Annotated in this window: 18 protein-coding genes and 2 pseudogenes; 9 read left to right on the top strand and 11 right to left on the bottom strand. The window is 69.3% G+C overall.

Going from position 1 to position 18,649, the window contains the following annotated elements; genetic code table 11:
- Positions 1-8: 8 nt before the first annotated feature.
- From ACZ7M3_RS33355 to ACZ7M3_RS33385, 7 genes are all read right to left on the bottom strand, one after another.
- Complete coding sequence (locus tag ACZ7M3_RS33355; protein WP_472068131.1) at positions 9-788, bottom strand: ABC transporter permease; 780 nt, start codon at positions 786-788, stop codon at positions 9-11.
- On the bottom strand, positions 785-1,558 hold the full coding sequence (locus ACZ7M3_RS33360; RefSeq protein ID WP_261686417.1) for an ABC transporter permease: 774 nt from the start codon (positions 1,556-1,558) through the stop codon (positions 785-787). The genes ACZ7M3_RS33355 and ACZ7M3_RS33360 overlap by 4 nt, the downstream gene beginning before the upstream one ends.
- A complete protein-coding gene (locus ACZ7M3_RS33365) occupies positions 1,555-2,526 on the bottom strand; it encodes an ABC transporter substrate-binding protein (protein WP_472068133.1) in 972 nt (323 codons plus the stop codon). The genes ACZ7M3_RS33360 and ACZ7M3_RS33365 overlap by 4 nt, the downstream gene beginning before the upstream one ends.
- Positions 2,527-2,712: 186 nt before the next feature.
- Positions 2,713-3,648 (bottom strand): PDR/VanB family oxidoreductase, encoded by a 936-nt coding sequence (locus ACZ7M3_RS33370; protein WP_472068135.1) that lies wholly within the window; start codon positions 3,646-3,648, stop codon positions 2,713-2,715.
- A complete protein-coding gene (locus ACZ7M3_RS33375) occupies positions 3,645-3,836 on the bottom strand; it encodes a hypothetical protein (protein WP_472068137.1) in 192 nt (63 codons plus the stop codon). Before ACZ7M3_RS33375 ends, ACZ7M3_RS33370 begins: the two co-directional genes overlap by 4 nt.
- On the bottom strand, positions 3,833-4,897 hold the full coding sequence (locus ACZ7M3_RS33380) for an aromatic ring-hydroxylating dioxygenase subunit alpha (protein WP_472068139.1): 1,065 nt from the start codon (positions 4,895-4,897) through the stop codon (positions 3,833-3,835). The genes ACZ7M3_RS33375 and ACZ7M3_RS33380 overlap by 4 nt, the downstream gene beginning before the upstream one ends.
- Before the next feature lie 933 nt (positions 4,898-5,830).
- Positions 5,831-6,115 carry a hypothetical protein gene (locus tag ACZ7M3_RS33385; protein ID WP_472068141.1) on the bottom strand — a complete coding sequence of 95 codons (285 nt, stop codon included), beginning with the start codon at positions 6,113-6,115 and terminating at the stop codon, positions 5,831-5,833.
- A 187-nt stretch (positions 6,116-6,302) separates the two neighbouring features.
- Here ACZ7M3_RS33385 and ACZ7M3_RS33390 point away from each other — a divergent pair.
- Both ACZ7M3_RS33390 and ACZ7M3_RS33395 read left to right on the top strand, forming a co-directional pair.
- A pseudogene (locus tag ACZ7M3_RS33390) lies at positions 6,303-6,947 on the top strand (IS5 family transposase); the annotation flags it as partial.
- A 149-nt stretch (positions 6,948-7,096) separates the two neighbouring features.
- Positions 7,097-8,098, top strand: a complete 1,002-nt coding sequence (locus tag ACZ7M3_RS33395; RefSeq protein WP_472068143.1) for a DUF4238 domain-containing protein — start codon at positions 7,097-7,099, stop codon at positions 8,096-8,098.
- A gap of 256 nt (positions 8,099-8,354) precedes the next feature.
- On the opposite strand, the gene ACZ7M3_RS33400 is transcribed toward ACZ7M3_RS33395, so the two are convergent.
- On the bottom strand, positions 8,355-9,104 hold the full coding sequence (locus tag ACZ7M3_RS33400; RefSeq protein ID WP_472068234.1) for a transposase: 750 nt from the start codon (positions 9,102-9,104) through the stop codon (positions 8,355-8,357).
- A 74-nt stretch (positions 9,105-9,178) separates the two neighbouring features.
- Here ACZ7M3_RS33400 and ACZ7M3_RS33405 point away from each other — a divergent pair, with 74 nt between their 5' ends.
- The 5 genes and pseudogenes from ACZ7M3_RS33405 (at position 9,179) to ACZ7M3_RS33425 (ending at position 13,624) form a co-directional block, all read left to right on the top strand.
- Positions 9,179-9,313, top strand: coding sequence for a hypothetical protein (locus ACZ7M3_RS33405; protein WP_472068145.1), 135 nt, complete (start codon positions 9,179-9,181; stop codon positions 9,311-9,313).
- A 213-nt stretch (positions 9,314-9,526) separates the two neighbouring features.
- Complete coding sequence (locus ACZ7M3_RS33410; protein WP_472068147.1) at positions 9,527-9,955, top strand: hypothetical protein; 429 nt, start codon at positions 9,527-9,529, stop codon at positions 9,953-9,955.
- A gap of 118 nt (positions 9,956-10,073) precedes the next feature.
- Positions 10,074-10,205, top strand: a pseudogene (locus ACZ7M3_RS33415) (hypothetical protein); the annotation flags it as partial.
- Positions 10,206-10,367: 162 nt separating this feature from the next.
- Positions 10,368-11,636, top strand: a complete 1,269-nt coding sequence (locus tag ACZ7M3_RS33420) for an RsbRD N-terminal domain-containing protein (RefSeq protein ID WP_472068149.1) — start codon at positions 10,368-10,370, stop codon at positions 11,634-11,636.
- 158 nt (positions 11,637-11,794) lie between these two features.
- On the top strand, positions 11,795-13,624 hold the full coding sequence (locus ACZ7M3_RS33425) for an AMP-binding protein (protein ID WP_472068151.1): 1,830 nt from the start codon (positions 11,795-11,797) through the stop codon (positions 13,622-13,624).
- A 14-nt stretch (positions 13,625-13,638) separates the two neighbouring features.
- On the opposite strand, the gene ACZ7M3_RS33430 is transcribed toward ACZ7M3_RS33425, so the two are convergent.
- Positions 13,639-13,929, bottom strand: coding sequence for a hypothetical protein (locus tag ACZ7M3_RS33430; protein ID WP_472068153.1), 291 nt, complete (start codon positions 13,927-13,929; stop codon positions 13,639-13,641).
- 53 nt (positions 13,930-13,982) lie between these two features.
- A complete protein-coding gene (locus ACZ7M3_RS33435; protein ID WP_472068155.1) occupies positions 13,983-14,915 on the bottom strand; it encodes an FAD:protein FMN transferase in 933 nt (310 codons plus the stop codon).
- 195 nt (positions 14,916-15,110) lie between these two features.
- Between ACZ7M3_RS33435 and ACZ7M3_RS33440 the strand changes: the two genes are divergently transcribed.
- Positions 15,111-16,061 (top strand): helix-turn-helix transcriptional regulator, encoded by a 951-nt coding sequence (locus ACZ7M3_RS33440; protein ID WP_472068157.1) that lies wholly within the window; start codon positions 15,111-15,113, stop codon positions 16,059-16,061.
- Between the two features lie 259 nt (positions 16,062-16,320).
- Positions 16,321-17,244, top strand: a complete 924-nt coding sequence (locus ACZ7M3_RS33445; RefSeq protein ID WP_472068159.1) for an alpha/beta hydrolase — start codon at positions 16,321-16,323, stop codon at positions 17,242-17,244.
- A 45-nt stretch (positions 17,245-17,289) separates the two neighbouring features.
- On the opposite strand, the gene ACZ7M3_RS33450 is transcribed toward ACZ7M3_RS33445, so the two are convergent.
- Positions 17,290-18,480, bottom strand: a complete 1,191-nt coding sequence (locus ACZ7M3_RS33450) for an XdhC family protein (protein ID WP_472068161.1) — start codon at positions 18,478-18,480, stop codon at positions 17,290-17,292.
- Between the last annotated feature and the right edge of the window lie 169 nt (positions 18,481-18,649).

The following is an 18,649-nucleotide window of genomic DNA, read 5'->3' on the forward strand; positions in this document are numbered from 1 at the left end:
CGCGAACTTCACGGAGACCGCCGGGACACCGCGCGCAGACCGTGGTACCAGCCGAGCACCCGGCGCTCGACCAGTCGGAAGACGACCGAGAGAAGGAAACCGAGCAGGCCCAGAACGAGGATTCCGGTCCACATGTCGGGGATCGCGAAGCTCCGCTGGAACTGGACGATGGTGAAGCCGAGGCCGTTGCTGGCCGCGAACATCTCGCTGATGACCATCAGGATGATCCCGATGGACAGGGCCTGGCGCAGGCCCGCGAAGATCTGCGGGCTCGCCGCGCGCAGAACCACGCTGCGCAACCGGGCCACGCCCGTGATGCCGTACGAACGCGCCGTCTCCGCCATCACCGAATCGACCGCCCGCACGCCCTCGACCGTGTTGAGCAGGATCGGCCAGACACAGCCGCTCGTGATCACGGCGATCTTCATCGTGTCGCCGATGCCGGCGAACAGCATGATGACGGGGACCAGGACGGGAGGCGGCAGCGCGCGCAGAAACTCCAGGACCGGCTCGCACACGGCCCGCACCCGCCGGTACGAGCCGATGACCGTGCCCAGCGCCACGCCCACGACGGATGCCGCCGCGTACCCGGCGAGCAGTCGCAGCACGCTGGGCACGAGGTCGGAGCGCAGCCGCTCGCTCGTCCAGACGTCCGGGAAGGTCCTGAGGATCGTGCGCAGAGGCGGCCAGTACACGTTCGTGCTGCCGTCGGACGCCAGCCACCAGAGCGCGACGAGCAGCGCGGGCAACGCGACGACGAAGAACAGCCTCAGCAGGAAGGGCCTCACACCGCCACCTCCCCGCGCACCGACTGGTGCCAGGCCAGCGCCCTGCGCTCCACCGTACGGGCGCCCACGTTGATGAGCAGCCCGAGCAGACCGGTGACCACCACCAGCGCGTACATGTCGGGGACCGCCTGAGAGGACTCGGCGACCGCGATACGCGCGCCCAACCCCGGTGCGCCGATGACGAGTTCGGCGGTCACGGCGAGGATGAGGGCCACCGCGGCGGCGAGCCGGACGCCCGTCATGACGTACGGGAGGGCCGTGGGCCACAGGACGTGCCGGACGCGTGCCCACGGGCCGAGGCCGTACGAGCGGGCCGTCTCCTCGGCGACCGGGTCGACGTCCTGGACGCCGTACAGGACCTGGACGAGGACCTGCCAGAACGAGGCGTACACGACGAGGAGCAGGACGGAGCGCAGTTCGGTGCCGTAGAGCAGGACGGCGAGGGGGATCAGGGCGACGGAGGGGATCGGGCGCAGGAACTCGATCGTCGAGGCGGTGACCTCGCGCAGATACGGCACGACCGAGACGAGCAGCCCCACGACGACACCCGCGCCGATCGCGATCGCCAGGCCCAGCGCCCAGCCGGTCAGGGTGTCGCCGAGTGCCGTCCAGAAGGCGTGGTCGGTGACCTCCTGGCCGAGCGCGTCGGCGATGCGGCTGGTCGGCGGGAAGTACGCCTCCTTGACGAGACCGAGCCGCGGCACCGCCTCGCCCAGCGCGAGGAAGGCCGCGAGCCCGGCAGCGCCCAGAGCGGCGTTCGCACCCCTCACGGCAGCAGCTTGTCGAGGTCGGGCGTCGACTTGAACAGCCCGTCCTGCTCGCCCAGCTTCTCCAGCGCCTCGATCGACGCACGGTTGGGCTCGGCCGGCCACTTCGGAAGGGTGACCTGGGCCAGTGTCGCCGCCGGGATCTTCGTGTACGTGGTGACGGCCTGGCGTACCTCGTCCGGGTGGGCGTCGGCATAGGCGAGGGACTCCGCGGTCGCCTCCTGGAACTTCTTCACCACGTCGGGGTTCTTCTGCTCGTACTGCGTCGAGGTGAAGTACATCGCCACGGTGAGGTCCTTGGCGACATCGACCAGGGACGAGGCGATCTCCGTGGCGCCCTGGCTCTTGACGGTGGCGAGCGCCGGCTCGACCACCATCGCGGCGTCGATCCGGCCGCTGTCGAGGGCGGCGGGCATCTGGTCGAAGGCCAGCTCGACGAACTTCACCTTGGACGGGTCACCGCCCGCCTTGCGCACCGACTCGCGCACCGCCGTCTCGTTGATGTTCTTCAGCGTGTTGACCGCGACCTTCTTCCCCTCCAGTTCCTTCGCGGACTTGATCGGGCTCCCCTTCTTCACGGTGATGGCGCCGAAGTCCTTGCCCGCCACGCCCGTCGAGGCGACCCCGTTGACGACGGCCTTCACGGGCACGTTCTGGCTCTGGGCGATCATCAGCGAGGTCATGTTGCTGAACCCGAACTGGAACTGGCCGCTGACCACTCCCGGCACGATCGCCGCGCCGCCCTGCGCGGTCGTCATGGACAGCTTCAGACCGCGCTTGCTGTAGAAGCCCTTCTGCTGGCCCAGGTAGAGAGGCGCGACATCGACGATGGGGATGACCCCGACCTTGACCGTGGTGGTACCGCCGGACGAGGCGTTCTTGTCCGAGGCGCCACCGCCGCCGGACGAACCGCAGGCCGACGCGGCGACCAGAAAGGATCCGACCGCGAGACCGGCGAGCAGACGACGCATGGCTCCTCCTGTGCAGACGACATTGTTCCGACAGGCTGTGCGCGCACCGCAATGGGTGCTCAGCGGGAAGGTAGAGCCCTCGTACGGCGGGGTCAATGGCTTTGGCCAACAATATTGTTGACAGTTGGTGGGGCGGGCCCGCGCCGAGACGGGCCCGCGCCGAGGCGGCCTGCAGAGCCCCGCGGCTCACAAGTCCAGCACGAGCCGCTTCCCGAGGCACCGGGAGACGCAGATCAGCATGGTCTCGCCCGCCTCCCGCTCCTCGTCCGTGAGTACCGAGTCCCGGTGGTCCGGGGTCCCTTCGAGGACATCCGTCTCGCAGGTCCCGCAGGTGCCCTCGGTGCAGGAGAAGAGCACCTCGACGCCCGCGCCGCGCACGGTGTCGAGCACGGAGACGTCCGCGGGGACGGTCAGCGTGCGCCCGCTGCGTGCGAGCTCCACCTCGAACTCGCCGTCCCCGCCCGTCTCCTGAACCTTCGGCCGGAATCGCTCGACGCGCAGCAGCCCGGCGGGGCAACGCGCCTCCACCGCGTCCAGCAGCGGGCCGGGACCGCAGCAGTAGACGAGCGTGCCCGCGGGGACCGCGGTCAGGACGGAGTCGAGGTCCAGCAGTCCGCACTCGTCCTGCGGAGCGATCGTCACCCGGTCCCCGTACCGTTCCAACTCCCCGGTGAACGCCATGGAGTCGCGTGTCCGTCCGCCGTACAGCAGCGTCCACTCGGCGCCCGCCGCCTGCGCCGCGGCGAGCATCGGCAGGATCGGGGTGATGCCGATGCCGCCCGCGACGAAGCGGTAGCGGGCGGCGGGCGCGAGCGCGAAGTGGTTGCGCGGGCCGCGGGCCCGGACCTTGTCGCCCGCGCCCAACTGCTCGTGCACGTACGAGGATCCGCCGCGCCCGTGCGGCTCCCGCAGCACCGCGATCCGCCACGCCCGACGGTCCGCGGGATCCCCGCACAGCGAGTACTGCCGCTCGAGGCCGCCCCCGAGCACGACGTCGACGTGGGCGCCGGGCTCCCAGACGGGGAGTTCCTCGCCGAGCGGGTGGCGCAGGGTGAGGGAGAGCACGCCATCGGCGACGAACTCCCTCTCCGTCACGACGAGTTCGGTTTCGTAGGAGCTCATGATCCCAGCCCCCGTGACTCCTGCGGCCCATGTCCCTCGGGGTGGCCGAGCATCCACTCCCACATCTCGATCGGGTCCTGGGCACTGTGCTCGGCACCGCAGTGACAGGTGCCGTGCAGCACATCGGTGCCCGGGATCCAGTCGATGCGGTAGATCTCGCGGGGCGCGAAGCGGGGAGGGGTGGTCACAGGACCTTCTCCCTCGGCTTGTCGCCCTCCTCGACCAGGCGGGCGAGGATGCGGCGGGCCGCGAGACCGCCGGTGTCGATGTTGATGCTGAGCTCCTGGTAGCCCGTCCGCTCGGTGCCGAGGGTCTTCTGCAGCAGGTTGAGCGCGTCGACGTCCTGCATCACCACGGTGTGGTTGAAGTCGCGCAGAAACGTGGTGACTTCCTCGTCGTCCCTCGCGAAGTCCCGGGAGACCGCCCAGAAGTCGTAGACATGGCCGTCGCTCGACGGAGTGATCGCGTAGGTGATCTCGGTGTGGAAGCCGTTCGGGTCGGTGCCGTCCACCTCGGGCAGCACCCCGACCGGGGCGATCCGGCTGTGCAGCAGATACAGGCACGGCGCGTGGTACTCGATGTCCTGCCAGCGGGTGATCCGGCCCTCGATGCCGGTCGAACGGGCGTAGAACGGCGGACACTCGGCGTCGTCCATGTGCCGGCTGACCCGCACGATGCCCGCGCCCTCGTCGACCTCGGTGGTGATCGGCGTCTCGGCGACCTCGGGGGTGCCGATGTAACCGCCGTGCAGATACGTCTCGTGCGAGAGGTCGAGCAGATTGTCGACCAGGAGCCCGTAGTCGGCGTCGATCGGCTCCATACCGCTGACGGTGGTCCAGTCCGGCGAGTCCATGTGCCGGGCGCGGGGGACGTTGTCCGGGTCGGCGAGCGCCGGGTCGCCGATCCAGACCCAGACGAACGAGTCCTGCTCGACGACGGGGTACGAGGCGACCCGGGCCGTGCGCGGTATGCGTTTCTGCCCCGGCACGTACACACAGCTGCCGGTCGTGTCGTACGTGAACCCGTGGTAGCCGCACACGATCCGGTCGCCGTCGAGCCGGCTCTCCGAGAGCGGGAAGCGGCGGTGCACACACCGGTCCGCCAGCGCGACGGCCGTCCCGTCGTCCTCCGTCCGGTAGAAGACGAGCGGTTCCCCGAGAATCGTCCGCCCGAGCAACTCCCGCCCGACCTCGTGCGAGTAGGCGGCGACGTACCACTGGTTCCTGGCAAAAGCGGTGATGTGCGGCATGGCAGTTCCCGTCCCTGTGGGCGGGGCGCCCTCGCCCCGCGTGCCGTGGTTGGAATCAGGGTCGTGAGGCTTGCGTCGGCTCGGCAAGACGGCTTCTGTCAGGCGGAAGAACTTCTGTAAAGGGGCTGGTCAGAGCCCTGTTCATTTAGCCCCTAGTCGCCAAAGCGGAGCGCCGGGTGGTGCTGCTGTTCGGTTCGCGCTCGGGGGAGCCGAAGGTGGCGCCGACGGGTACGACTACTCGCTACGTGGCGCTAATCGCCCAAAAATGTCCACTTAATTTCAATTGTGAGTCTCCTCTGTCGGCGGATGCTCGGTACAGCGGCAAGAATCAGCATCACTGCAGGTCAACTACTGTTCGTTCCGGATTCTGGGCCTCTCGGGTCGAATCCGGGTCGAATCCGCACCCTTTTAGGCTGTTGAGCGTGTCACCGCTGGTCAGGATGTATGAAGCTACGCACTGGATCGCCTCGCGGATGAGGGCGGCGCGGCTAGCAGTCAGACCGGCGAGCCGCTGAACAGGCGCTGAGTTGCTGTGGTCGGCTGCCAGGGGCAGGCAAACTCACCAGCAGTTTCTTCGCTGCTCCTGGTGCACGCCTTTCGCGATCATGTCCTGCAGAAACAACTTCAGGTGGGACGGTTGATGCGCCACGGCCCGGGACTGGCGGTTCCTGGCCGAGACCGACGTCGGCGTCAGCGAGGAGCCACGGTTCTCGTGCACCCGCATGTGCATTGTCGTCAAGACCAGTAGCGGTGCCGGAAGTTCGACCTGCCTGGCGCGGGCAGTCAGATCGCCACGCAGATGCTCGAGCGCGGCTGCTGGGCACCTCACTCGAAGGTGGCCGGGAACTGCGTCAGCGAGTTGCGGTACGCGGACGTCGACCTGCGCGTCCTCGGCCTGCGCAGGAGCAGAGGATCATCACGGCGCCCGGCTGCTCAGGCCCCGACCCTCTTGGCCAGTGCGGGAAACTGCTCCGGTGCGTTGGACCGTTCGACCTGCAGCCGCTCGCTTGAAGTGAACGTCTCGTCCAGCTGCGGCGCGGGGTCGCAGGCCGCTAGGAACAACTGGCTGCTGAAAGGCCAGTCGGTGGCGAACAGGACGTGTTCCGTGCCGGCCAGTTCGCGTACCGACTTCATCGCCTGCGGTGCCTGCGAGAGCGCAGTGTCGTAGAAGAGTCCGCGCAGGGCCGGGCTGCTGTCGTCGAGGCCCGCGATGCCCAACTGCTGCGACCGCCGGGGTCACGGTCAGCAGGCTGGCCCAGTAGGAGATGTACGGCAGGGTGCCCCCAGCGCGCGCGCCCAGCCAGCGGATGCGCGGATGGCGGGCGTACACGCCTGTAGAGCATGTTGATCAGTGCGCGGGTGGTGTCGAAGGTGAACTCGTACAGGAACGGTGGAAGACCCAGGTCACGACTTCCCCGGCCACGGCACCGTCTACTTCTACTACGCCGCCTGGCGCGACGAGGGAATCTTCGCCCAGCTCAATTACGACCTCACCGCCATGGCCCGCGTGAAGGAGGGGCGCAAGCCCGAGCCGACTGGCTCCGTCATCGACACCCAGAGTGTCAAGACCTCCACCAACGTGCCCCTGGCCAGCCAGGGAACCGATGCCGCGAAGAAGATCGTCGGCCGGAAACGGGGCATCCTCACCGACACGATCGGCCTCATCCTCGCCGTGACCGTCGCCGGCGCCAGCCTCTCCGAGAATGCCATGGGGATACGCCTCCTCGACCAAGCGAAAGAAACCTACCCGACCATCGCGAAAAGCTGGGTCGACACCGGCTTCAAGAACGCCGTCGTCGAGCACGGCGCCACCCTCGGAATCGACGTCGAGGTCGTCAACCGCAACCCCGAGAAACGCGGCTTTCATGTCGTGAAAAGGCGCTGGGTGGTAGAGCGCAGCATCGGATGGATCATGATGCACCGCCGCCTCGCCCGCGACTACGAGACCCTCACCGCCAGCTCGGAAGCCATGATCCACATCGCCTCGGTCGACAACCTCGCCCGGTGCATAGCAGACGAGACCACCCCTACCTGGCGAGGAACTTACTAGGAGATAATGGGCAATCCACCTAGATCAAACGTCCTCTAAGAGCTGCTCGGTGCCCAGGTCACGGACACTAGGGGACAAAATCGCTGACGGATACCGAGCGGTGTGCTGTTCACTGGCCGCAGAGGATCGAATCGCGGGGAGGGACAGCGGTGGGCAAAGCGTCCGCAGGGAAGAAGGCAGCCAAGACGGGCGGAACGCGGGACCACACCGTTCCCCAGATGTACTTGCGGCACTTCGCCGCACACCGAGCACGTCGGCAGTACGAACTGCGCGTACGGCGCCTCGACGACCCCGACAAGGCATTCCCGGCGATGACGACCGCGATCGGCGCCGAACGTGGCTTCTACTGGGGTACGACCATCGACGGCGTGCCCCATCACGAGTGCGAGGAGTTGTTCACCGCTCTGGAGGGCAATGCCGAGGCCGTCCTCAAGGTGATCCTCGACGACAAGGACTGGGCCCTGACACCGAACTGGCCGCTCACGCCCGAGCAACGCGGTGCTCTTTCCTGGTGGATGGCCGCGCAGATCCTTCGCACGACGCGCCAGCGCAAGCGCCTCGCCCATACTCAGCTGCCGTCCGCGGAGGCGGCGGATGTCCCTGTCGACATCGCCTGGATCACGGCGAACAACCCCCACCTTCGCTACATCGTCGAGAACATCGCTGTCCTGGCGCTCGTGTTGTACAACCGCCCCTGGGGGCTGGGCTTCAGCGACATGTGTCTGCTCACCAGCGACGTCCCCGTGGTCGTATGGAACCGGCCCGATGCGGACGATCAGGTTCTCGCCGTGGCCCAGAGCGACATTATGCTGCCCCTGGACCCGCACCGGCTCCTGTTCCTTCCCAGCCCGGCCGAGCAGTTGACCGACCCGCGCAAGCGCACGGACCACCTCCTGCATGTCGAGGGTGCCGTGGGCATGGCCTTGGTTGAGGTCGCCTATGACGTGGCGGACCAGTTCGTCATCCACCATCCCCGCCACGACCCGTGGCTGCACTGGAAGCCGAACAGCCCTCGCCAGCCGAGGCCTTGGGCCGGGGAAGAGCACTCCGCCCCGCAGTACGCGCTTCAATACCCGGTGTTCCCGCCGGACCGGAACATCGAGCGCCGCTGGACGATTGAGCATCCGCCACCCCGCGCCGCGGCTTCGTGACCGGGCTCGGTCCCGTCAGGGGCGTGCGTCCGTGGTCCCAGCGCGGACACGTCCAACAGTTCCTGACCATGCCGGAGGGTGCCGAGCGCTCTGGCCCCATCATCACGCGCGATCGGGTCCTGGTCGCGCCGCAGCACCCGGGCGAGACGAGCGGGGCCACCGCCGAGAACCCCGGCTCCGCATGGCCGGACGGGCGGGTAACGTGCCGTGGCCGTCGGTTGTGACGGTGTGGAAGAACGAGCGCCATTGAGCTTCTTCAGCGTTGCCGCTCCAGGGTGAGGATGGCTTTCGCGATTGACGTCATGAGGTTTGGGCTGCATCGGGATCTGCGGAAGATGCGCCAGGACTTCAGCCGCGCGACGCCGCGTTCGACCGGTGCCCGTGCCGCGGCCAGGGCACGGTTCAGGGTCTTCTCGGTGAGGGTGAGTTCCCGCAGGGGCTTGCGTTTGATGCCTGTGGTCAGCCAGGGGCGGCCGCCCTGGTAGGAGTGGTCTGCCAGGATCGGAACGCCCTGGCGCTCGCAGATGCGGATGATCCGGTGGGTGCGGGCGGCGGTCAGGTCGTGGGTGCGCCCCGGCAAAGCGGTTGAGAGCCATAGCAGCCGGCCACCGGGATCGGTGACCACCTGTACGTTCACCCCGTGCCGGCGGTGCTTGGCCGAGTAGTCGGCCCGGCCGTCGCCGACCCGGTCGCACTCGGCGAGGGTGCCGTCCAGCAGGACGAAGTCCGCATCGGTCTCGCGCAGGACCTTCAGCAGACCCGGCGCTCGTTCGGCGAGCAGGTGGATGACCGCATGGGTGTAGGCGTGGGCGGTGGACTTGCTGATCCCGAACCCGGCGGCGGTCTTCGCCAGGGTGGTGTGTTCGCGCAGGTACACCAGTGCCGCCATCGCACGCTGGGACGGGCGGAGCTTGCACCGCCGGTCGCCCTCACGGGTGACGATCAGCATCGTCACCCACTCCACGAGCGCGTGAGGCAGGTCGAGTGCGGCAGGATAGATGACCAACGAGGCCCCGAGCAGCGTGATTGAGACGTCAGACATCTCGATCAACCGCCTGGGGGCCTCGCTCGTTGCGAGTCATGGACCGTCACCTGATCGGTGCCCAGCCCGAAGAAGCTCATTACAACCGGGAGCGGATCCACTCGACCATCGGCTACATCACGCCGTACCAGGCGAGGACCCGCTGTCACCAACGGCTGGACCTCGCGGCATAAAACGGAAGTGTCGGGACCCGAGGGGTCACTTCAGCAGAGACCGAACCCTGGCAGTACGCAAGCACTCTGTGGCAGCAGATCACCACGGATCAGCAAAGCAGCCTGCTGGCCTGCGCCGACTCACGGTGCCCGGCACTCGCCCACTGCGCCGCCGACGCAGACGCAGAACTCCTCTGCGCCGCGCTCGTCAAGGCCGGCGATCGAATCAGCGATGTGCTCATCTTGATCCACGAGACTCCGGAATTCGACAACGCGATCATGCTGTATCTCAACAACCGTATGGAACAGGCAGATTGGACACCTGCTTTCGCCGCCACAGCAATCACGGCATGCAACGACCCGGCTGCCCTCTGGAAGCACACGCTGCCCTTCATGACCGAGGATCAGAGCAGCGCCACCCGCGCAGCCGCATTCATCGCCACGCTCATCGAGCATCACCCTGATTCAGTACCTGATGACATCGTGGCCAGCCTCACTCCCGTGCTACGCGAGGCAGACACCCAACTCGCCTCGGCCATCGGCCACGCCTTGCGCCCGTTGCCCAAAACGGCACAGAAACTTCGTAGAGCTATGAATGGCTTCAGCAACACCCCCGCACAACGGGCCCGGAACGCCGCGTTCAAGGAGGCCAGCGGCATCTGATCAGTCCCGTGGACAGTGTCGGCTGAGGTGGCTGCGTGCTCGGCGCCGCCTCAGAGCTCGATGACAGGGCGAACGCGTCTCCAGGACATTCCGGTATACCTCGCACCTCTCGGACGGCACTGAGGCGGCGCGCCGCCTGAAGCGCGTGATGGACGCCGACACCGGACTCGGCGTCATCCGCCAGGCCGACGCCGGCTACCCGACCGCCGTCACCACCCGGGAGTCCTTCGGGCTGGGTCTGCCGAGCTGAAGCGGAGGACGAAAACGTCCGGGCTCAAGGGGCTCCAACGCGGCGGGGGCCGCCGGGGAGACACCCACGCTCGTGAACCGCTCCGGGTCTGACGGAGGCGGTTACCGTGTGTGTTTCGGACAGGCGGAGGCGCCGATCGCCTCGGGTACCGGAGGTCGGTTCATGCAGGTCGACAGGCCCGGGCAGGCAGGCGGCCTCCTGGCGGAGATGTGTGCCGCGGTGCAGGAGCGGCTGGTACCACTGGCTGCGGAGATCGCGGACGCCATCGTGGCCGAGACTCCCCACTATGCGGCGGGGCTGCCGACGCACACCGATCTGCAGGTGACGGTGAGGGAGTTCGCGGGTGCCGAGCTGGAGGCGATCGCCGTCGGGCGGGGTGCGGTGGCGGCCGAGCTGGCGGCGGCTCGGGAACACGGGGCACGGCGTGCCCGCCAGGGGACGGCCGTCGAAGACGTGATCACCGGCTTCTACGTCGGCTACCGCGCACTGTGGCGTGAGCTGGTCGCTCTGGCGCAGGGGCCCGCGGCAGCCGAGGCGCTGCTGGTGGGGGCGGAGACCTCGATGGCGTGGATGCTGGAGATCACCACCGCGCTGTCCACCGGCCATCACGACGCACGGGTGGGACGAGACGCCCTGCTGGCCGGAGGGCGGCTGCGGCTGCTGAACCTGGCGAGCGGGACGGGTGAGGGAACGGGAGGCGGGGACGCACGGGAGCTGCGGAGCGCGGCGGAGCAGGCCGGGTTCGATCCTGGCGGCGAGTTCCGGGCCTGGGTGGCTCCGACGGTGCAAGGGCCGGGGGAACCACCGAAGTTGCAGGAAGGCAAGGTGGCACGGGTGCAGGCGCGCCTCGATCTCCTGCCCGGAACGTACGCGGTCGGGCAGGAGCCCGGGGCCGTGCTGGTCCTCGTCCAGGGCGGGAAACTTGATCCGGCTGCAGGCGTGCTCGGTGAGCAGGGGCTGGCCTGTGCGGCCGCGGGGCTGGCCCGGACCGGTCGCTACGCGGCACGGGAGAGCCTGCAGGACGCTCGGGCGGCGGCCGCCGTGGCGCGGGGGCGGGCCGGGCGGTGGACGTTCGCGGAGTTGTGGCCGCTGGCGCTGGCCGACGAGTCGGGTGAGCGGCTGGAGCCGCTGATCGGGCCGGTTGTCGCGGTGGCTCGCCGTCATCCCCACCTGGCCGAGGCGGTCCGGGCGTTCGCCGATCACGGGTTCACGGTGAGTTCCGCCGCCCGGGCGCTGAGCGTCCATCCCAATACGCTGTCCTACCGGCTGGAACGGTGGCAGGAGCTGACCGGCGTGGAGGTGCGCACCGTCGCGGGTCTGGTGGCTTCACGTACCGCGGTGGAACTGGTCGGCGCAGACGCTGAGGATGACCACCGTCAGCCGGAGGACGGCGACACCGGCTCGTCTAAATCACGGAATCCCACGGCCTAGATTCGGGGATCCACCGATGGCCGGACGTGGCCGGGCGGCGGCAGTCTGTGAGTGCGTGGCGCGGGACCGCCGTGCCACCCGCTCCGAGCCATTCCCGTCCGGGAGCCCTGCGTCTGCCGGAACCGCGGGACCCTTTCCCCCTCCGCCAGGGAGCAGCCATGCCCACAGACCGTCCGACGCCGCAGCCGGCCACGTTGTGCGCCGCGTTCCAGCACACCCTCACCCAGGTCGACCAGACCGCTCCGGCACTGTGCACCAGCGGCGGAGGCGCGACCTTCTCCTGGGGCGAGTACGGCGACACCGTACGGCGACTGGCCGCGGGCCTCGCCGCGTACGGCGTACGGCGGGGCGACACCGTGGCTCTGATGACGGGCAACCGGACCGAGGCGACCCTGTGCGACGTGGCCGCCCTGCACCTGGGAGCCGCGGCGTTCTCCGTCTACGCGACGCTGGCGCCCGATCAGATCACCCACATCCTGGACGGCGCACGGCCCCGGCTCGTGGTGTGCGAGCCCGGCTTCGTGGCCGCGCTCACGACGGCGGGTGCCGACCTCGCCGACCTCGTGGTCCTGGACTCCGGTGCGCCCGGCGCCCGTACGTGGTCCGCCCTGCTGGCGGCGGGGGACGCGAACACCGGTTTCGACTTCGAGGCGGTCTGGCGCGCGGTCGGCCCCGACGACCTGGCCACCCTGATCTACACCTCCGGTACCACCGGCCCCTCCAAGGGCGTGGAGCTGACCCACCGCCAGCTCCTCGCGCAGGTGGACGCGGTGCCCACGATGTGGCCCATGGACGCCACGGACAGCATCATCTCCTTCCTGCCCACCGCCCACATCGCCGACCGCCTGTTCAGCCTGTACATCCCGCTCTCGCGCGGCGTCGAGGTCACGTTCCTGGCCGACATGCGGGCCGTGGCCGGCGCGTTGCGGGAGACGCGGCCGACGGTGTTCGGGGCCGTCCCCCGGGTCTACGAGAAACTCAAGGCCGCGGTGGAGGCGATGTTCGCGGCCGAGGCCGACCAGGCGCGCCGCGAGCAGGCTGGGCAGGCCCTCCGGCTGGGGTATCGGATCGTCGCCATGCGGCAGCGCGGCGAGAGAGTCGCTGCCTCCGATCTTGCGGCGTATGCCGAGGCCGACGCGGCCGTGCTCGCCCCGATCCGGAGGCTGCTCGGACTGGACCGGGTCCGCTGGGCGGGGTGCGGCGCGGCGCCGGTCGCCCCGCAGGTCCTGGAGTTCTTCCTGGCCCTCGGCTTGGAGATCTGCGAGGGCTGGGGGATGTCCGAGGTGGCCGGCATGGGCTTCCTCACTCCGCCGGGCGAGCAGCGCCTGGGGGCGGTGGGCCGGGCGGTGCCGGGCCTGGAGGCGCGGCTCGCTCCTGACGGGGAACTGCAGGTGCGCGGACCGATGGTGATGCGCGGCTACCGGGGACTGCCCGGTCAGACCCGCGAGGCGCTCTCGCCGGACGGCTGGCTGAGCACCGGTGACATCGCCGAGATCGACGACGACGGCTACGTACGGATCGTCGACCGGAAGAAGGAACTGCTGATCAACGCGGCCGGCAAGAACATGTCCCCGGTCGCCATCGAGCTCGCCGTCCGCTCCGCCGATCCGCTGATCGGCCCGATGGTGGCCCTGGCCGACGGCCGCCCGTACACCACCGCCCTGATCACCCTCGACCCCGACACGGCCCGCAGCATCGCTCCCGGGCTCGGACTCGCCGATGCCGCCCCGGATGTTCTGGCCGCTGATCCGCGGATCCTGGCCCGTGTCGCCGACGCCGTCGCCGCCGGCAACAAGCGGCTCTCACGCGTCGAGCAGGTCAAACGGCACATCGTGCTGCCGTACTTCTGGGAGGCCGGCGGTGACGAACTGACCCCCACCGTCAAGATCCGCCGCCGGAACGTGAGCGCCAAGTACGCGGCCTTTATCGACGAGTTGTACGCGGCGGAGATGACGGAGCCCGTTCGTGGGCAGGCCGACGGAGGGTGACACCTGTGAGCGCATCACCGCGTGGCGTCCGCCTTGATGCGCTCCAGGGCGTCGTTGAAACCGTCGGTGGTGACGCTCGATCCGGCGAGGCGGTCGAGGTGGATGTCGTCGATGTGCTTGCCGGCGACGACGCTGGGGACGGCTTTCGCGAAGCGCTTTTGGTACCAGCGTGAGACGAAGCCCTTGGCGTGGGGTGTGACGCTGACGTCGGAGACGACGCCCTCGGTCAGGGTGAGGAAGACGGTGATGTGGGAGGGGAGGCTGCCGTACCAGCCGGTGGCACTGTATTCGCCGTTTTGATACATGGGGGTTCCTGTTCGGACGTGCTGATGGTGCGTTGCTGGGAATGGTCTGCCGGTCAGGTGAAGAGTTCGCCGACGAAGTCGGGGGAAGCGTCGACGCGGCCGTCCGATCTCACCCGGACGTAGGTGAAGCGGTGGGCGGCGGCGAGGCGGTGGGGCTCGGTGAAGAAGAGGGCGGTCGCCAGGGCGTCGGCCACGGCCGCGTCGTTGGCGATGGCCCAGGTGGCGAGGACGTCACTGGTCGGCAGGCCGGTGCGGCCGTCGAGGACGTGGTGCAGGCCGGGTCCCCAGGCGCGCCGGTTGGTGGCGGAGGCGCACAGGGACTGCCGGTGCAGCTGGGCGACGCCGATCACACGGTCGGGGGCGAGGGGGTGTTCCAGCCCTACACGGAGCAGGTCCGAGCCGCTGTGGCGCAGGTCGCCGCCGGCATCGATGACGAACCGGCCGACGCCGGCGTCCCGCAGCAGCCCGGCCACGATATCGACGAGGTGGCCCTTGCCGGCGGCACCGACGTCGATCACCAGGGGGCGGTCGGTGGTGAGCGTGGTGCCGTCCCGGACGACGTCGGCATGCCACGACGGGCGGGTGCGGGCGTGGCGGGCACGGACGGGGGCCGGCGCGGGGGTGAGGGTGTAGGTGCTGTCGTAACCGAGGAGTTCGAGGTCGCGGCCGACGAGGGGGTCGACGGCGCCGTCGGTGAGGTCGGAGAGACGGTCGTAGAGGTCGAACAGGGAGCGGCTGTCCTCGGGGAAGGTGAAACGGCCACCGGTGGAGGCGGCGGCGATGCGTGAGACGAGCGAGTCGGGCCGGAACCGGGAGTACACGGCGTCGAAGTCCTCGATGCGCTGGCGCAGGCTGCGCCGCAGGTCGGTGCCGAGGGGGGTGTCCGTTTCGATGCTCCAGCGCGTTCCGATGGCGTCGAAGGCGAACGTCGGTCGGCTGTCGCGGCCGAGCGCGGTCGGGCTCGTACCGCGGCCGGGGTGGATCATGGGTTTTCACCTCCGTCGTGGGTGCTGGGCGTGCGGTGGGAGGGGAATCCGCGCCCCCTTCGTTGCACCTGCCAGCCTGGGTGCCACGTCCGCCGTGTGGCAGGCCGCGCTGTACCGGGCAGCGGTGTTCCGTGCTGTGACACGGCGCCCCACGGACCCGCCATGCAGGTCACGGCGGGGGTGAGACTGAACGGTATGACGAACGAGCAGCAGAGCGGCGGCGGGGGTACCGAGCTGGGGCGCTTCCTGCGGGCACGCCGCGCCCAGGTGACCCCCGCGCAGGCGGGCCTGCCACCCGGTGCCGGCCTGCGCCGCACGCCTGGGCTGCGTCGGGAGGAGCTGGCCACGCTGGCCGGGGTGAGCATCGACTACTACGCCCGCCTGGAGCGCGGCAAGGAGATGCGCCCCAGTCCTGCCGTCGTCGATGCCCTGGCCCGCGTTCTCCTGCTGGAGGAGGACGAGCGCGAGCACCTGCGCAGCCTGGTCGTACACGCCGCCCGAACCGCGTCCGGAGCCGCCTCGGAGGGGCCGCCGGTCCCCGTCAGCCGGGCGGTGCCGCCTGGGGCGCTCATGCTGCTGGAGAGCATGCGGCCCAACCCCGGGGCGGTGGTCGGCCGCACCAATGACGTGCTGGCCTGGAACCCGGCCGCACCGCAGCTGCTCGTCGGGATGGAGGACTGGCCGGCGACGCAGCGCAACTACACCCGCTACCTCTTCCTCCACCCTGCCGCTCGCGACCTCTTCGACGACTGGGACAACCAGATCCGCGGCTGCATATCCCAGCTGCGCGCGCTGGCCGGTACCGACCCCGACGCGCCCGACCTGGCCCGGATCGTCGGTGAACTCCTCCTGAAGAGCCCGGAGTTCGCCCGCCTGTGGGAGCGCTACGACGTGAAGGGGCACTCCCGCGGACTCAAGACCTTCCATCACCCGGAGGTCGGCGACCTCACCCTCGGTCACCAGTCCATGCAGCTGGAGGGCACGCCCGGCCACCGCGTCCTCATGTTCTTCGCCGAGCCGGGCACCCCCGACCACGACGCGGTCGTCCTCCTGGATCTGCTCGGGCAAGAGCGCGTCCCGAAGGGCACGGCCCCTGGCGGCGGGCCGTCGGCATCCTCCTCGGACGAAGCCGGATCAGCCATCTGACCTGCGCCGCAGACGCTTGGGGTGCCCTGTCACACCACGGCTCGGGACTCCACGCCACGGCAGGGCCTGCCACTCGGAGACCGGGACGACGAGGCTGATGGCCTACCGGCGATGCCGGTAGGTATCCGTCCGCCGGCAGGCCCGGCAGAGACGGACGAGTGACGGGGACCGGACCGTGGGCGCGCGCACGTCCGGGAACCCCGCACTCCGCCGGCCGAGCCACGCACGACAGAGAACCTGGAACGAAGAGGACCTGCACATGGAACGAGTAACTTTCCAGAACAAGGGCAACACGGTGGTCGGCAACCTGTTCAGGCCCGCCGGCTTCGAGCAGGGCACGAAGTACCCCGCGATCGTGGTGACCCACCCGTTCGGCGCCGTCAAGGAGCAGGTCTCCACGACCTACGCGAAGCAGCTGGCCGAACAGGGCTTTGTCACCTTGGTCTTCGACGCCTCCTACCAGGGCGAGAGCGGCGGGGAGCCGCACTTCTCGGAGTTCCCCTCGGCGCGTACCGAGGACATCCGCCGCGCGGTGGACTTCCTCAGCAACCGCTCCGAAGTGGACCCGGAGCGCATCGGTGCGCTGGGCATCTGCGCGGGCGGCGGCTACACGGTCAACGTGTCGCAGACGGAACTGCGCATCAAGGCCGTCGCCGGCGTGAGCACCTTCAACATCGGCTCCGCGCGCCGCGACGGCGTCGGCCCGCTCGGCAAGCAGTCGGCGGAGTACCGCACCGACCTGCTCAAGCGGTCGGGCCAGGCCCGCACGCGCGAGGAGGCCGGCGGGGAGGTCGAGATGTTCTCCCTGATCGCCGACAACCCCCGGTTCGACATGAACGACCTGTCGACGATCCCGATGATGTACCAGGAGGGGTACAAGTACTACTCCGAGATCGACCCCAACCCCCGGTTCATGGGGACGTTCGCCCTGTCCAGCCTGAGTCAGCAGATGGCGTTCTTCCCGTTCGAGGGCATCGAGCTGATCTCCCCGCGCCCGCTGCTGCTGATCGCCGGCTCCGAGGCCGACACGCTGTACATGAGCGAGGACGCGATCGGGAGGGCGCAGGAGCCGAAGGAGCTCTTCGTCCTGGACGGCGCCAGCCACATCGACCTGTACTGGAACCCCGAGTACGTCGCGCAGGTCGCCGAGAAGCTCACCGCGTTCTTCGCGAAGCACCTGTGACCGTCTGACGAACGCGAGAAGGAGTGGGGCATCCGCCCCACTCCTTCAGTCGTTGTCCGGGCGGTCGGTCCGGTGCCGGCGGGAGATACCCTCGCGCACGCTTACCAGTTGGCCTGGCTCGTCGTCGATGAGAGTCGGTTGATGGATGGGGCCGGTGCCGTGGGAGAGGGGCAGGCCGGTGCCGTGGTTGGTGTGGGCGATGATTTCCGCGGCGATGGAGATGGCCGTCTCCTCTGTGGTGTGGGCTCCGAGATCGAGGCCGATCGGGGAGCGCAGGCGGGCGAGCCGGTCCTCCGGTACGCCAGCGTCGCGTAGTGCGCCCAGGCGGTGCTCGTGGGTGCGGCGCGAGCCCATTGCGCCGATGTAGCCGACTGGGAGGTCGAGGGCGAGTCGCAGCAGAGGGATGTCGAACTTGGCGTCGTGCGTGAGGACGCAGACAGCGGTTCGGGCGTCGACCTCGATGCCTGCCAGATACCGGTCGGGCCAGTTGACGATCACCTCGTCGGCGTACGGGAAGCGGGTGCGGGTGGCGAAGACGGGGCGGGCGTCGCAGACGGTGACGCGGTAGCCGAGGAAGCTCCCGGCCCGGCTGAGCGCGGCGGCGAAGTCGACGGCACCGAAGATCAGCATGCGGGGGCGGGACGCATGGGTGTGGACGAGGACGGACAGCCGCTCCGGGCAGGTGGAGCCCTCGCCCCCGACCTCGATACGAGCCGTGCGGCCCGCCCGTAGCAGTGCGCGGGCCTGCGCGGTCACGGCACGGTCGGCGTCCTCGCCGCCCAGGGTGCCGTCGTACGTCCGGCTGTCGACGTGCAGGGTGCGGCCGAGTAATGCCTCCGGGCCGTCCACAATCTGCGCCACGGCGACCGGCCGTCGTTGTGCCACGGCTTCGAGGGCGGCGGTGAGGTGCGGGCGTCTGCCGGGATCCACGCGTTGCACGAGGACGTCGATCTCGCCGCCGCAGGTCAGGCCGACCGCGAAGGCGTCGTCGTCGGAGTAGCCGAACCGGGACCGTACGGGGCCGGCGCCCTCGGCGAGTACCTGCGTGCACAGGTCATAGACGGCACCCTCGACGCACCCTCCGGAGATGCTGCCGACCACCGTGCCCGCGGCGTCCACGGTCAACGCGGTGCCTGGGGGCATGGGCGCGCTGCCGCTGACCTGGATCACGGTGGCCAGGGCGAAGGGGCGGCCCGCGCGGCACCAGTCGTACAGCGTGTCCGCGATGTTCAGCATGAACGGGTCTCCGTGAGAGGTGAGGAAGCGGGCGAGCCCTGCCGTACACGGCTATACACAGCCGTTCATGGTGGTGGGGGGGGGGTGGACCAGGCCGCACCACCCCGGTTTTTGTGGGGTGTGGACCAGACACGAAACCCAGCTGTTTCGCCGGCCCCGCCACAGTCGG

This window comes from Streptomyces sp. NPDC111656 (genome assembly GCF_055656965.1).